Source organism: Cobetia sp. 4B, from assembly GCF_018831605.1.
GTDB lineage: Bacteria > Pseudomonadota > Gammaproteobacteria > Pseudomonadales > Halomonadaceae > Cobetia > Cobetia amphilecti.
In genome coordinates, this window is sequence record NZ_CP059843.1 from 3,321,397 (window position 1) to 3,336,238 (window position 14,842).

The following is a 14,842-nucleotide window of genomic DNA, read 5'->3' on the forward strand; positions in this document are numbered from 1 at the left end:
TGGATCCGGACACCCCACCTCACGAGGAGGCGGAGTGTCTCGGGATCACTCCTGACCCAGCTGCTGCTTGATCAGATCACCGATGGTAGTCGGGCCGTTGCTCTCGACTTCCTGGGTACGCGGCTTGGCAGCATCGCGACGCGGTGCTTCAACCTGGTCCTTGGACTTGACGGACAGGTTGATCAGGCGGCTCTTGCGATCCACACCGACGATCTTGGCTTCGACAGCATCGCCGACGCTCAGGACGTTGCGTGCGTCTTCGACACGGTCAGCGCTGATTTCAGACGCCTTCAGGATAGCGATGACGTCAGTCGCCAGCTCTACCTGAACTTCCTTGGCATCGATGTCGACAACACGACCGGACACGATAGCGCCCTTGTCGTTGACGGCCAGGTACTCGGAGACCGGATCGCTCTCGAGCTGCTTGACGCCCAGAGAGATGCGCTCACGTTCCGGATCGATGGACAGGATGACCGCTTCAGCTTCTTCGCCCTTCTTGTAACGACGCACGGCTTCTTCGCCAGCTTCGTTCCAGGAAATGTCGGAGAGGTGAACCAGGCCGTCGATGCCGCCTTCCAGACCGATGAAGATACCGAAGTCAGTGATTGACTTGATGGTACCGGAGACACGGTCGCCCTTGTTGTGCTTGCCGCTGAAGTCTTCCCACGGGTTGGTGGTGCACTGCTTGATACCCAGGGAGATACGACGACGCTCTTCGTCGATGTCCAGAATCATCACTTCCACGTCATCGCCGACATTGACGACCTTGGACGGGTGGATGTTCTTGTTGGTCCAATCCATTTCGGACACGTGGACCAGACCTTCGACGCCCTCTTCCAGCTCGGCGAAGCAGCCGTAGTCGGTGAGGTTGGTGACGCGTGCGTTGATCTTGGCGCCTTCCGGGTAGCGAGCCTTGATGTTGACCCACGGATCTTCGCCCAGCTGCTTGAGACCCAGAGACACACGGTTGCGCTCGCGGTCGAACTTCAGCACCTTGACATTGATCTCGTCGCCGACAGCAACGATCTCGGACGGATGCTTGATGCGCTTCCATGCCATGTCGGTGATGTGCAGCAGGCCGTCAACGCCGCCGAGGTCGACGAAGGCGCCGTAGTCGGTCAGGTTCTTGACGATACCCTGAATCTGCTGACCTTCCTGCAGAGTGGCCAGGAGGGCTTCACGCTCAGCGCTGTTCTCGGCTTCGAGGACGGCACGACGGGACACGACAACGTTGTTGCGCTTGGCGTCGAGCTTGATGACCTTGAAGTCCAGTTCCTTGTTCTCGAGGTGGGCGGTGTCGCGCACAGGGCGGACATCGACCAGAGAACCCGGCAGGAAGGCACGGATGGTGTTGATGTCGACGGTAAAGCCACCTTTGACCTTGCCGTTGATCACGCCCTTGACGATCTCGTCTTTCTCGAAGGCGGCTTCCAGCTCTTTCCACGCTTCGGCACGCTTGGCCTTCTCGCGGGACAGGCGGGTCTCACCGAAGCCATCTTCCACGGCTTCCAGTGCAACCATGACTTCGTCGCCGATGCTGATGGACAGCTGGCCACTTTCGTCACGGAACTGTTCAGACGGAATCTGACCTTCAGACTTCAGACCGGCATTGACAGTGATCCAGTCGCCATCGATATCCACGATGGTAGCGGACACGATTGCGCCCGGCTCCATGTTGATGTCCTGGAGTGACTGTTCAAATAAATCAGCAAAGCTCTCGCTCATGGTATTCCTACATGATCAACGTTTGGGGCGGCTTGCACCGCAGTCTCCGTACCACCAGCAAGCACGGGCCATATCTACATATCCCCGGGGGCGTTGACGCTGGTTCGAGATACACCGGCTTTCCGCTTGCCGCCGATGCACCCCATGACACCTTGCCGGGGGGTTGATGACACCTCGGTGTCATCTGGGTTCTGCATCATCACTCGCGAAGCGAGCGAAACCCGCTGCTGCCCGACCCGGAGGCCGTATTGCAACAGCAGGCGATCAATCCGTTGTTCTGACGACTTACAGGCTGAGACTTGAGTCTCAGCGCGCTGCTACCAGGCCGTATTCGACCAGCAGCTGCTGTATGCGTTCGATCACCTGGTCGATGTCGAGATCCGTCGTATCGAGGATCACGCCGTCGTCTGCAGGCTTGAGCGGGGCAACTGCCCGGCCCATGTCACGCGCATCGCGCGCCTGTATTTCTGTCAAAAGGCTCGAAATATTAGCATCGACACCCGCTTCCTGCAACTGGGCATGACGACGACGCGCACGTTCCTCGGCGCTCGCCGTCAGGAAGATCTTGAGCGGCGCACCGGTGAAGACCACCGTGCCCATGTCGCGACCATCGGCCACCAGGCCCGGCGCACGCGCAAAGGCACGCTGGCGCGCCAGCAGTGCAGTCCGCACGCGCGGCTGGGCCGCGATGATGGAGGCATTGTTGCCGACCGACTCGAGACGGATGTCACGGGTGACGTCCTCGCCTTCCAGAATCACGCTGGTGGCGTCGCCTTCGGCATCGAACTGCACATCGAGGTGCTCGGCGATGGTCGCCACGGCATCCTCGTCTTCCAGCGCCACGCCATGACGCTCGGCGGCCAGTGCCGTCAGGCGATACAGCGCACCGGAATCCAGCAGATGCCAGCCCAGGCTCGCCGCGACCAGACGACTGATGGTGCCCTTGCCGGCCCCGCCGGGGCCATCAAGGGTCAGTACCGGCGCGTCACAGATCTGGCTGTGATGAGGTGTCGCTTCCCCGCTCATGAAGCCTCCTGTCCCGGTGCCACGGCACCGAGATTCTCGACCTGCATGCCGACTTCAGCGGCCAGCGCCACGAAGTTCGGGAAGGAGGTCGCGACATTGGCGCAGTCGTCGATCAGGATCTCGCCCTGGGCGCGCAGCGCCGCGACACTGAAGGCCATCGCGATGCGGTGATCGCCGTGGCTGTCGACCAGACCGCCACCGTAGGCGCCACCACGGATATCGATGCCGTCCGCGACCACTTCGTGCTCGACGCCGATCTGCGCCAGACCATCCGCCATCACCTGGATGCGGTCGGATTCCTTGACGCGCAGTTCCTCGGCGCCACGCAGACGGGTCATGCCCTCGGCGTTGGCGGCGGCGATGAACAGTGCCGGGAATTCGTCGATGGCCAGCGGCACCTGGTCTTCCGGGATGTCGATGCCCTTGAGCGGCGCATAACGGATGTGCAGGTCTGCCACCGGCTCGCCGCCGACTTCGCGCTCATTGGAGACGCTCAGGTCGGCACCCATGGCCTTGAGGATGTTGATCACGCCGATGCGCGTCGGGTTGATGCCGACGTGCTCCAGCACCAGGTCGGAGCCCGGCGTGATGGCCGCGGCGACCAGGAAGAAGGTCGCGGAGGAGATGTCGGCCGGCACGTCGATCGGGCAGGCTTCGAGGCTGCCACCACCGTTCAGCCACGCCTCGGCGCCCTGACGCTCGACCTTGTAGCCGAAGCCATTGAGCATGCGTTCGGTGTGGTCACGCGTCGGCGCCGGCTCGATGGCACGCGTCTCGCCTTCGGCGTAGAGACCGGCCAGCAGCAGGCACGACTTGACCTGAGCGGACGCCATCGGCATCTCGTAACGGATGCCCTTGAGCGGCTGACCACCGTGGATACGCAGCGGCGGACGGCCGTTGTCTGCGGTATCGATCACCGCGCCCATCTCGCGCAGCGGATTGGCGACGCGGTCCATCGGACGCTTGGTCAGCGAGGCATCACCAGTCAGCTCGGTGTCGAAGGCCTGACCGGCCAGCAGACCGGCGAACAGGCGCATCGCGGTGCCGGAGTTGCCGACATACAGCGGGCCCGGCGGCTGCTTCAGGCCGTTGAGACCCACACCGTGAATGGTGACACGCCCCTGATGCGGGCCTTCGATGACCACACCCATGTCGCGGAAGGCCTGCAGCGTGGCCAGGCTGTCTTCCCCTTCCAGGAAGCCTTCGACTTCGGTCACGCCGGTCGCCAATGCGCCCAGCATGATGGAGCGATGCGACATGGACTTGTCGCCCGGCACACGAATGCGCCCCTGAACCTGCCCACCCGGCAGTGCACGGTACCGCACGTTCTGCTGTTCCATGGTCTGATAACTCGTCTGTTTCAAGAGGGTATTGAAGTAGTGTCGGGCGTGGCTTGCGCGGGTGAATATCCCCAGCATCGCCTCACCATCGCCCGCGGTCACGGCAGCGCGCACCCGCGCTACCCCGGCCTCGAATTCATCCAACGCCTCCAGCACCGCATCGCGGTTGGCCAGATAGACGTCGCGCCACATCACCGGGTCACTGCCCGCGATGCGCGTAAAATCACGGAAACCGCCCGCCGCGTAGCGGAAGATCTCCAACCGCTCATCCTGGCGCGCCAGGCTGTCGACCAGCGAGAACGCCAGCAGGTGCGGCAGGTGGCTGGTGCGCGCCAGCACTTCGTCGTGGCGCGCCACGCTCATGCTCAGAAGCTGAGCGCCACATACCGACCACATGGCCGCCACGCGTGCCACGGCCTCGGCATCGCTGTCCGGCTCCGGCGTCAGGATCACCTTGTGATCGCGATAGAGCTCGGGATTGGACGCCGCGACGCCGCTCTTCTCGGACCCGGCGATCGGGTGACCGAGCACCAGATTCGGCGGCATGCGACCGAAGACGCTGAGCGCCGCATCGCGGATCGCGCCCTTGGTGCTGCCGACATCGGTGATGACGGCGTCATCATCCAGCAACGGCGCCAGGTCGGCCATCACGCTCTGCATCGCCATCACCGGCACGCACAGCACGATCAGCGAGGCACCCGGCACCAGCGCCGCCAGTTGCGTGCTGCCACCGTCGATCAGCCCCATGCGCTGACCGAGGCAGATCTCGTTGGAGTCACGATCACAGGCGAGAATCTCGCCACGATGGCCCGCCGCGCGCAATGCCGCGGCCAGCGAGCCACCGATCAAGCCCAGCCCGACCAGCAGGATACGCCGCTCACCGGCCAGGCGCTCCGCTGACGGCAGCGAGGACAGCAGGTCTGACGGCGCAGCATGGCGCGTGTGGTCAACCTCGCTCACAGCACACCGACCGGGTAGGACCCGAGTACCTTGACGTCCGCTGCGCACTGACGCAGCTCTTCCAGCGTCGCCGTGATGAGCGGGTCATCGCGGTGGCCACGGAAGTCGATGAAGAAGACGTAGTTCCAGGCACCGGAGCGTGACGGGCGCGTCTCGACGCGGGTCAGGTCGATCTGGTGGCGGTGGAACGGCGCCAGCAGGTCGTGCAGTGCCCCCGGCTGGTTGCGCATCGCCACCACGATGGAGGTCTTGTCATCGCCGGACGCCGGCACCGAGCTGTCACCGATGATCAGGAAGCGCGTGGAGTTGTCGGGGCTGTCCTCGATCTTCTCCTCGACCTTCTCCAGCTCATAGAGTTTGGCCGCCATGTCACCGGCAATCGCCGCGCTGTGCCACTCGGTGCGCACCTGACGCGCGGCCTCGGCATTCGAGGACACCGCGATGCGCTCGGCGTGCGGGAAGTGGGCATCCAGCCACTTGCGGCACTGGGCCAGCGACTGGGCGTGGGAATAGATGCGCGAGATCTTCTCGCGACGCGTATTCGGGCCCACCAGCAGGTGGTGGTGAATGCGCAGCACCACTTCGCCGGAGATCTTGAGCTGCGAGCCCATGAACGAATCCAGCGTGTGGTTGATGACGCCCTCGGTGGAGTTCTCCACCGGCACCACACCGTACTGCACCGCACCCGCTTCCACCTCGCGAAACACCTCGTCGATGGCGGCCATCGGCTTGGTCACGGCGCTGTCACCGAAGTGCTTGAGCGCGGCCTGCTGGGTGAAGGTGCCTTCCGGGCCGAGATAGGCCAGGCGGATCGGCTGTTCCAGCGCCAGACAGGCGGACATGATCTCGCGGAACAGACGCGCCATCTCCTCGCCTTTCAGCGGGCCGGGGTTGTTGGCCATGATGCGGCGCAACACCTGGGCTTCGCGCTCCGGGCGGTAGAACTGCACCTGGCCGTCCTCGCCCACGTCACCGGCCGCCAGCTTGACCTCGGCGACCTGCTGCGCGCAGCCCGCACGCTCGCTGATCAGGTTCAGCAGCTCGTTGTCGATGGCGTCGATGCGCTGACGCAGGTCGTCCAGTGTCACCGCCTTGCCCGCCGCCTGCGGCGCAGGGCTTTCCTTGGAATCCGACATCTCACCTCCCCCCTTAGCCGTGACGGCGCGCGAAGTCGCCCATGAAGTCCACCAGCGCAGTGACGGCAGCTTCCGGCACGGCGTTGTAGAGGCTGGCACGCATGCCACCGACGCTGCGGTGACCGGCCAGATTCAAGAGACCCGCCGCTTCGGACTCGGCGAGGAAGGTCTTGTCGAGACGGTCATCGGCCAGCACGAACGGCACGTTCATGCGTGAGCGGTTCTCGGTGACGATCGGGTTGGAATAGAAGTCGCTGCCATCGATGGCCGCGTAGAGTGCCTGGGCCTTGCGATCATTGATCGCGTTCATGGCGGCGAGGCCACCGACCTCGTCCTTGAGCCACTCGAACACCAGCCCGGAGAGATACCAGGCGTAGGTCGGCGGCGTGTTGAACATGGAATTGGCCTCGGCGGCCGTCTTCCAGTTCAGCATGGTTGGGCAGTCCTTGCGGGCACGATCGAGCAGGTCTTCGCGCACGATGACCAGCGTCAGACCCGCCGGACCGATGTTCTTCTGGGCGCCGGCATAGATGACGCCGAAACGGCTGACATCCAGCGGGCCAGACAGGATGGAAGACGACATGTCACACACCAGCGGCACGCCATCCGCTGCCACCTCGGGGATATAGTCGAACTCGAGGCCGCCGATGGTCTCGTTGGCGGTGTAGTGCAGATAGCCCACATCACCGGAGAGCTGGATCGCGTTCTGGCGCGGCACGGCGATCAGGCCATTGCTCTCGCTGGAGGCCGCCACGTGGCTGCCCACCGCCAGATGCTCGGCTTCCTTGATCGCCTTCTTGCCCCAGATACCGGTATACAGATAGTTGGCACTGCCACCCGCACCCAGCAGGTTCAGCGGCACACCCGCAAACTGGGTCGAGGCGCCACCCTGCATGAACAACACGCGATAGTTGGACGGAATCTCGAGCAGTTCGCGCAGGTCCGCCTCGGCCTTCTCGGCGATGGCCACGAATTCGTCGGAGCGATGACTCATCTCCATGACGGACAGTCCGCGGCCCTGATAATCCAGCATCTCGGCGCGGGCGCGCTCCAGGACAGCGGTCGGCAGTGCAGCAGGACCGGCGCAGAAGTTGAACTTGCGTGTCATGTCGTCTTATTTCCCGAAAGTGAAGCGACCGCCCCGAAGGCGGTCGCAATCCAGCGTCTTATTCCGCGCCTGTCGGCGGGGTATCCGTCGACTCGGCGTCATCTCCCGCCTGCACCTGTTCGTCGGTGCTCAGCGCCTCTTCGTCCAGCTCATCCTGCACCACGACGACCTCTTCCGGCTCGTCGACACGCACCGTCGTCACCAGACGCTCCTCTTCCGCGGTGCGGATCAAGGTCACGCCCTGGGTGTTGCGCGAGGTGGTGGACACCTCGGCGACGCGGGTACGTACCAGGGTGCCGCGGTCGGTGATCAGCATCAGTTCGTCGTTGTCGCTGACCTGCACCGCGCTGACCAGGTCGCCGTTGCGCTCGCTGGTCTGCATCGCGATCACGCCCTGGCCACCACGGCCACGCAGCGGGAACTCTTCCAGGCGCGTGCGCTTGCCGAAGCCATTGGCGGACGCGGTCAGGATGTAGCACTGCGGCACCTCACCGCTGGCGACGCTGTCTTCCGTCGCGCTATCGGTGGTTGCCACATCAGCGCTCTCGACGCCTTCCGCCGTCGCGTCCGCGGCGTCATCGACCTCGATCTCGTTGTCATCGATCGCGGTGGTGCGCGGAATGATCAGGCTGATGACCTGTGCATCGTCGAGCAGACGCATGCCGCGCACACCACGGGCGGTACGGCCCATCACGCGCACGTTCTGCTCTTCGAAGCGGATCGCCTTGCCGTTGGAGGACACCAGCATGACGTGGTCGGAACCGGACGTGATGTCGGCACCGATCAGGCGGTCACCTTCCTCGATGTCCAGCGCGATCAGACCGACACTGCGCGGACGCGAGAACTGGCTCAGCGCGGTGCGCTTGACCGTGCCGTTGGCGGTGGCGAAGAAGATGTAGCTGTCGGCGGCGTAATCGCGCACCGGCAGGATGGTGGTGACCCACTCGCCGTCGTCCAGCGGAATCAGGTTGACCAGCGGCTTGCCGCGCGAGCCACGTGATGCCTGCGGCATCTCGTAGACCTTGAGCCAGTACACCTTGCCCTTGTTGGAGAACAGCAGCACGGTGTCGTGGGTCGAGGCGACCAGCAGGTGCTCGATGACATCCTCGTCCTTCATCGAGGTGGCGGACTTGCCGCGGCCACCACGCTTCTGGGCCTGGTAGTCAGACAGCGGCTGGGTCTTGGCATAACCACTGCGCGAGACCGTCACCACCATGTCTTCCTCGTTGATGAGGTCTTCGATGGTCAGGTCACGACGGCTGGTCATGATCTCGGTGCGGCGTTCATCGGCGTACTGGGCGCGCACTTCGCGCAGCTCTTCGCGGATGACTTCCATCAGGCGGTCGGCAGAGGACAGGATCTCCATCAGCTCGGCGATGCGCTCGAGGATGGAGGAGTACTCGGCCAGCAGCTTCTCGGTCTCGAGACCGGTCAGGCGATGCAGGCGCAGCTCGAGGATGGCCTGAGCCTGGGCCGGCGACAGACGGTAGTGCCTGGCGTCTTCAGACAGTCCCAGACCTTCCGGCAGATCTTCCGGACGGCAGGAAGTGGCACCGGCGCGCTCGAGCATCTCGACCACCTGACCCGGCTGCCATTCACGATCGATCAGCTTTTCCTTGGCTTCCGCCGCGCTCGGCGAGCCCTTGATCAGCTCGATCACCTCATCGATGTTCGAGATCGCCACCGCCAGACCTTCAAGAATGTGGCCACGTTCACGCGCCTTCTTGAGTTCGAACAGGGTACGACGGGTGACGACTTCACGACGGTGACGCACGAAGGATTCCAGAATCTGCTTGAGATTCAGGATCTTCGGCTGACCTTCGTGCAGCGCGACCATGTTGATGCCGAACACGGTCTCGAGCTGGGTCTGGGAGAAGAGGTTGTTGACGACCACTTCACCGGACTCGCCACGCTTGGTCTCGATGACCACGCGCAGACCGTCCTTGTCGGACTCGTCACGCAGCTCGGCGATACCCTCGATCTTCTTGTCCTTGACCAGTTCGGCGATCTTCTCGATCAGACGCGCCTTGTTCACCTGGTAGGGAAGCTCGGTGATGATGATGTGATCACGGCCGTTCTTGTCGTTGTGCTCGATGGTATGCACGGCACGCACGTAGATACGACCACGACCGGTGCGGTAGGCATCGAGGATGCCGGCACGGCCGTTGATGATACCGGCGGTCGGGAAGTCCGGCCCCGGAATGAATTCCATCAGCTCATCGATGGTCAGATCGCCATTGTCGATCAGCGCCAGACAGCCGTCGATGACCTCGCCCATGTTGTGGGGCGGGATGTTGGTGGCCATGCCCACGGCGATACCGGAAGAGCCATTGACCAGCAGGTTCGGGGTCTTGGTCGGCAACACGGCAGGAATGCGCTCGGTGCCGTCATAGTTGTCGACCCAATCGACGGTGTCCTTCTCGAGGTCAGCCAGCAGCTCGTGCGCCAGGCGCGCCATGCGCACCTCGGTGTAACGCATCGCCGCGGCGCTGTCGCCATCGATGGAACCGAAGTTGCCCTGACCATCCACCAGCACATAACGCATAGAGAAGTGCTGGGCCATGCGGACGATGGTGTCGTAGACCGCACTGTCACCGTGCGGGTGGTATTTACCGATCACATCGCCGACGACACGGGCAGATTTCTTGTAGGCCTTGTTCCAGTCATTGTTCAGCTCGTGCATCGCGAACAGTACGCGACGGTGAACCGGTTTGAGGCCATCGCGAACATCCGGCAAGGCACGCCCGATGATGACGCTCATCGCGTAATCGAGATACGACTGCTTGAGCTCGTCCTCGATGTTGACTGGCAGTATCTCTCTGGCGATCTCACCCATGATTCGTCAAATCCTTGAACTCAACTGTTGGCGCCACTGCAGCAACGACGCATGCTCCGTCGGTACTGCAGCGCGGCAGTGGCGTGAAGCAGACACGGGGTGCCAGCTCCGCGGCACCGAAGTGGCGGCATTATATCACTTGCGAGCGCGCCTAGCAGCTCACACGACGCCGCAAGGACACCTCAGTACGGTAGTACGGCCGTCAATGTGCGCGGCCTGCTGGCTCATGCCTCGCCGCTGACGGCGATCAGGCCGTTTCTTCACTGACCAACGCGCCCAGCAGCGCGCCGATCTCGCCGTCCAGCGGCATGGCGCGACCGGTGTCGGTATTCATCAGCACGAAGGTGAAATCCGCCCTGGAGACCAGCGCCCCGGAACGCGGATGCACCTCGCCCATGCGCCGCTCGCCCAGGTGGATCTCCTGGCGCATGATCATCTTGCGGCGCCCGAGCTCGGCCAGCCGCGTGGTGATGACCAGCTCATCATGCACGGTAGCGGGATAGTGCCAATCCAGGTTGAGGTTGACCGCCACCATCGCGATGCCTTCTCGCTTGAGCGCGGCCAGATCGAGATGCGCGAGCATGAACTCCCAGCGCCCTTCCTCATAGAACTCCAGATAGCGGGCATTGTTGACGTGCCCATAGCCATCCAGATGGTAGCCACGCACCGTCAGAGTCGTGCGACTGACGACGCCTGCGTGATTGCCGACGTCTGTGAGAGTGCCGACGTCTGTGCGAGTGCCGACATCTGTGTAAGTGCCGTCCGCTGCCTGCGGTGGATTGCTGTCGTGTTGCATCCCTGCCTCCCGTCCGTGAAACGATCGCGCCGTATGGCCATCGTCAGCTGATCTTATGCCGGTGACGGACAGAAAAACAAACGCTTGGCTGAATGATGGCACCGGCCCTGCTCGCCATCCCTACAAGGCGGCTACTCGCCGGGCGGACCCTGCGGTGGCCTCTCGCCGCCCTCCTCGTCGAGGAAGTGCCCCTTCTCGCCCATGAAGCAGCCGAAGATCTGGTTAACCCCCGGCGCGGAGGCGTGATAGTGATAGCCACGCACCGGGTCCGTCTCGCCGCCACACTCATCCAGGTCAGCGGGAACATTGCCGTCCTTGTCCTCTCTGGCATAGATGGCATAGCCATCCAGCGCATAGCCGATCATCGGCGAATGACCATCTTCCTGAATGCCGATCTCGGAGCAGCCAGTGGCGGTGTGATAGTGATAGCCCTCATGCGGATTGGCATGCGCGCCACAATCATCGAGCACCCCCAGGGTGTGAGAGCTCAGGATCAGCTCCAGCGGCGCCGGCGGGCCGAACAGCACGCCATTGAGCGCCACGCCGGTGTTGGAGCGGCCGGCAAGCGAGGTCGGCTCGGCGGCCGGCACCGGTACCTTGGGAATCACGACAGTCTTCTCGATGCCACCGCCCAGCTCATCCAGCGGACACTCGAGACAGAAGTTGTCGAAGCCTTCGATGGGGTTCGGGTTCCCCGCCACCTCGCAGCCACGCGCGCCATCGATCACGGTGATCTCGCCCGTGTTGACGTCGTACATCTGCCACGCCTTGTCCTTGTAGAGAGTGGCCAGATTCTTGATGAACTCGCCGTCCACTTGATACAGGGTGCCCTCACCATCCATCCAGGTACCACCTTCCTCCTCACCGGAATGGATATTGGGCGGGCAGAAAGGCCCCTCCGGCGAGGTTTGCGGGTCCGCAGGCGCACCGGCCACGCGGAACTGATAGCAGGTCGTCTGCGTGCCGCCGCTCAGGGTGCAGTCGACGGTCTCGACCTCACCGACGATCGCGCCCTCTGCAAACATCTCAGGATCCAGCCCGAGCGCCGCCGGCCCGGATTCGCCGTCAGCGGCTGCCTCTTTCGTGACCGTTGCACTGGTCTCGGCCGCGCTGGCCGTCTTGTCGTGGGCGTCATGCTCCCCACTGCAGCCGAACAGCAGCAGGGTCAGCGCCGCCAGCGTCAGTGGTCGTGTCCGTTTCAGCGCGCTCGCGCCCGAAGCTCTGCTCTTCACAAAAGCCTCCACAACCGTCTCCTCAGCAGTCCCCACAGCAGTCTCCACAACAACGTCGTCGATCACTCTGCCGCCCTCCGCGTCTCAAGTCTGATGGTCTATGCCTATAGGTCGATGCCTGCTGTTCGATATCTACTGGTCGATGCCTGCTGATCGATATCTGTCGGTCGATACCGCAAACCGCCAGACCGCGCACCGCCAGGTCGACTCAAGACTAGCGCCACAGCGTGCACACAGTATGTCTTTGTGCTCGCGCGAGATGGTCGGCAACCGCAGTGTGACGCAGGGTCACGTCCACGGCGGATGACCCGCCGCATGAGTTTCGCCATAATATGCGCCATTCAGACGGGCAGCCCCCGTTCACCGGACTCAAGGACTGGTCGCATGTGGTTCAAGAACCTGCAACTGTATCGCCTACACGATAGCGCACCGCTGGAAGAGGGTCGTCTCGCCGACGCCCTGCCGGAGCATGTCTTCCGCCCGGTCACCGGCGTCGAAGCCAAGCGCATCGGCTGGGTCGCACCTGGCGGTCGCAACAGCGACCTGCTGGTGCACGAGATTCAGGGCCATTTCCTGATCAGCGCCCTGCGCCAGGAGCGCGTACTGCCCTCCGCCGTGGTCAAGGAAGAACTCGAGGAGCGCGTGGCCGAGCGCGAGACCGCCGAAGGCCGCCCGCTGCGTCGCCGCGAGAAGCTGACCCTCAAGGAGCAGATCTACGAGGAGCTGCTGCCGCGCGCCTTCACGCGCTCCTCGCGCACCGACCTGTGGTGGGACAGCCGGCGCGGCCTGATCGCCGTCAACGCCTCGAATGCCAAGCGCGCCGAGGAAGTGCTGGACCTGCTGCGCCAGACACTGGGCACGCTCAAGGTCACGCCGCTGGCCGTCGCGCAGCCGCCTTCCCAGGTGATGACCACCTGGCTCAAGGATGTCAGCTCACGCCCGGAAGACCTGATCGTCGGTGACCAGGTCGAACTCAAGGCGCCGGGCGGCGAAGATGGCGTGCTGCGTGCGCGCCAGTTCGATCTCGACGGCGAGGAAATCCAGACGGCGCTGAATCTGGGCCGCGTGGTCAGCAAGCTGGCGCTGGAAGTCGATGGCCGCGTCGCGCTGGTGCTCGGTGAGGACATGGCGCTCAAGAGCCTCAAGTTCGCCGATGCCGTGGTCGATGAAGCCAACGCCCAGGATGACGGCGAAGACCCCATCCTGCGTCTGGAGACCGACTTCGCGCTGATGGCCCAGGTGCTGTCCGGCGTGATCGAGCAGATGACCGCCTGGCTGGGTGGTGAAGCCCAGCCCGCCAGCTGAGCCTTGGGCCCGCTGCCGACCTTCTCTTTTTTCAGAATGACAAACCCGGATGACGTGCGTCGATGACTGACACTGCAACACCCAAGCCTGCCACGACCAGCGAACAGGACCCGTTCGCCGATATTCGCCCCTACCACGACGACGAGGTAGCGGAGGTGCTGGTACGCCTGGAGCAGGACCGCGAGCTGCTCGACACTCTGACTCGCTTCCGCCTGCCGGGCCTGACCCAGCGTTTCCCGTGGCTGGCACGCCAGATCGCGCGCCTGGCCATCAAGCGCGAGATGATTGGCGTCAAGGACGTTGCCAGTTTCCAGAGCCGCATCGCCGTCTACATGGCGCGCATGATCCACACCACCACCACCAGCTTCGAGACGGTGGGGCTGGAGCGCCTGTCGCCGGACACGCCGTATCTGTTCCTGTCCAACCATCGCGACATCTCGCTGGACCCGGCCTTCGTCAACTACGCCCTCTATCGTCACGGGCGTGACACGGTGCGCATCGCCATCGGTGACAACCTGCTGCAGAAGCCCTTCGTCACCGACCTGATGCGCCTCAACAAGAGCTTCATCGTGCCGCGCTCCGCCAAGGGCAAGCGCGCGATGCTGGCCGCCTACCAGTCGCTGTCGGGCTATATCCGCCACTCGCTGACCCACGACCAGCACTCCATCTGGCTGGCCCAGCGTGAAGGGCGCGCCAAGGACGGCCGAGACGGCACCGAGAGCGCCATCATCAAGATGCTGACCATGGCGGCGCGCACCGCCGACAAGACGCGTCCGTTCAGCGAGGCGGTCAGCGAGCTCAACATCGTGCCGGTGTCGATCAGCTACGAGTTCGACCCCTGTGACCTGCAGAAGGCACGCGAGCTGGCGGCCGTCGCCAATGAAGGCCGTTACGAGAAGGTGCAGTACGAGGACATCAAGTCCATCGCGGCGGGTATCAGCGGCCACAAGGGGCGCGTCAAGCTGGTGTTCGGCGAGCCGCTCAAGGGCGACTTCGAGACCCCGGAAGACGTGGTGAAGGAAGTCGACCGTCAGGTGCTGGCCTACTACACCCTCTACCCGAGCCATCAGCTGGCACTCGAGAAGCTGGCCGCCAGCCGCCCGCAGCTGCGTGAGGAGCCGCGCCTGGCCTCGGCGCTGGATGTCTCGGCCATCAGCGGTGCCGAGCGCGCCACCTTCGAGAACCGCCTCGCAGAGGTGCCCGCGGAGCTCAAGGACTGGTGGCTGGTGCAATATGCCAACCCGATCCTCAATCGCGAAGGGCTCTCCATCGATCTCGACGAGAAGCTCGATGCCGCCGAGGCGACGGACGGCGAGAAGGTCGCTCAGTAAGCCAGCACTGCGGAGCAAGACACTTGAGTCTTGTACCTGCCACGAAA

10 protein-coding genes are annotated in these 14,842 nt (G+C 63.7%); 2 read left to right on the forward strand and 8 right to left on the reverse strand.

Annotation, left to right across the window (positions count from 1 at the left end; all coding sequences use genetic code 11):
• Positions 1-45 precede the first annotated feature (45 nt).
• The 8 genes from rpsA to H2O77_RS13770 form a co-directional block, all read right to left on the reverse strand.
• Positions 46-1,725, reverse strand: a complete 1,680-nt coding sequence (rpsA, locus tag H2O77_RS13735) for a 30S ribosomal protein S1 (protein ID WP_043331442.1) — start codon at positions 1,723-1,725, stop codon at positions 46-48.
• Between the two features lie 306 nt (positions 1,726-2,031).
• Positions 2,032-2,751 carry a (d)CMP kinase gene (gene cmk, locus H2O77_RS13740; protein WP_043331443.1) on the reverse strand — a complete coding sequence of 240 codons (720 nt, stop codon included), beginning with the start codon at positions 2,749-2,751 and terminating at the stop codon, positions 2,032-2,034.
• Positions 2,748-4,979, reverse strand: a complete 2,232-nt coding sequence (locus H2O77_RS13745; RefSeq protein WP_215824612.1) for a bifunctional prephenate dehydrogenase/3-phosphoshikimate 1-carboxyvinyltransferase — start codon at positions 4,977-4,979, stop codon at positions 2,748-2,750. Before H2O77_RS13745 ends, cmk begins: the two co-directional genes overlap by 4 nt.
• A 68-nt stretch (positions 4,980-5,047) precedes the next feature.
• Entirely contained in the window at positions 5,048-6,187 is a 1,140-nt protein-coding gene (gene pheA, locus H2O77_RS13750) for a prephenate dehydratase (protein WP_052384256.1), read from the reverse strand.
• Between the two features lie 13 nt (positions 6,188-6,200).
• Positions 6,201-7,295 carry a 3-phosphoserine/phosphohydroxythreonine transaminase gene (serC, locus tag H2O77_RS13755; protein WP_054555590.1) on the reverse strand — a complete coding sequence of 365 codons (1,095 nt, stop codon included), beginning with the start codon at positions 7,293-7,295 and terminating at the stop codon, positions 6,201-6,203.
• Between the two features lie 58 nt (positions 7,296-7,353).
• Positions 7,354-10,131 (reverse strand): DNA gyrase subunit A, encoded by a 2,778-nt coding sequence (gene gyrA, locus H2O77_RS13760; protein WP_215823325.1) that lies wholly within the window; start codon positions 10,129-10,131, stop codon positions 7,354-7,356.
• 247 nt (positions 10,132-10,378) lie between these two features.
• Positions 10,379-10,927, reverse strand: a complete 549-nt coding sequence (locus H2O77_RS13765; RefSeq protein WP_215823326.1) for a thioesterase family protein — start codon at positions 10,925-10,927, stop codon at positions 10,379-10,381.
• A gap of 131 nt (positions 10,928-11,058) precedes the next feature.
• On the reverse strand, positions 11,059-12,159 hold the full coding sequence (locus H2O77_RS13770) for a YHYH protein (protein ID WP_215823327.1): 1,101 nt from the start codon (positions 12,157-12,159) through the stop codon (positions 11,059-11,061).
• 384 nt (positions 12,160-12,543) lie between these two features.
• Here H2O77_RS13770 and H2O77_RS13775 point away from each other — a divergent pair, with 384 nt between their 5' ends.
• Complete coding sequence (locus H2O77_RS13775) at positions 12,544-13,464, forward strand: recombination-associated protein RdgC (RefSeq protein WP_043331446.1); 921 nt, start codon at positions 12,544-12,546, stop codon at positions 13,462-13,464.
• A 62-nt stretch (positions 13,465-13,526) separates the two neighbouring features.
• A complete protein-coding gene (locus H2O77_RS13780; protein ID WP_052384259.1) occupies positions 13,527-14,795 on the forward strand; it encodes a 1-acyl-sn-glycerol-3-phosphate acyltransferase in 1,269 nt (422 codons plus the stop codon).
• Positions 14,796-14,842 lie beyond the last annotated feature (47 nt).

What these genes read in the sequence shown, in the direction of transcription:
- rpsA (WP_043331442.1), bottom strand. Translation starts at nt 1,725, where the DNA reads ATGAGCGAGAGCTTTGCTGATTTATTTGAACAGTCACTCCAGGACATC.
- cmk (WP_043331443.1), bottom strand. Translation starts at nt 2,751, where the DNA reads ATGAGCGGGGAAGCGACACCTCATCACAGCCAGATCTGTGACGCGCCG.
- pheA (WP_052384256.1), bottom strand. Translation starts at nt 6,187, where the DNA reads ATGTCGGATTCCAAGGAAAGCCCTGCGCCGCAGGCGGCGGGCAAGGCG.
- serC (WP_054555590.1), bottom strand. Translation starts at nt 7,295, where the DNA reads ATGACACGCAAGTTCAACTTCTGCGCCGGTCCTGCTGCACTGCCGACC.
- gyrA (WP_215823325.1), bottom strand. Translation starts at nt 10,131, where the DNA reads ATGGGTGAGATCGCCAGAGAGATACTGCCAGTCAACATCGAGGACGAG.
- H2O77_RS13765 (WP_215823326.1), bottom strand. Translation starts at nt 10,927, where the DNA reads ATGCAACACGACAGCAATCCACCGCAGGCAGCGGACGGCACTTACACA.
- H2O77_RS13775 (WP_043331446.1), top strand. Translation starts at nt 12,544, where the DNA reads ATGTGGTTCAAGAACCTGCAACTGTATCGCCTACACGATAGCGCACCG.
- H2O77_RS13780 (WP_052384259.1), top strand. Translation starts at nt 13,527, where the DNA reads ATGACTGACACTGCAACACCCAAGCCTGCCACGACCAGCGAACAGGAC.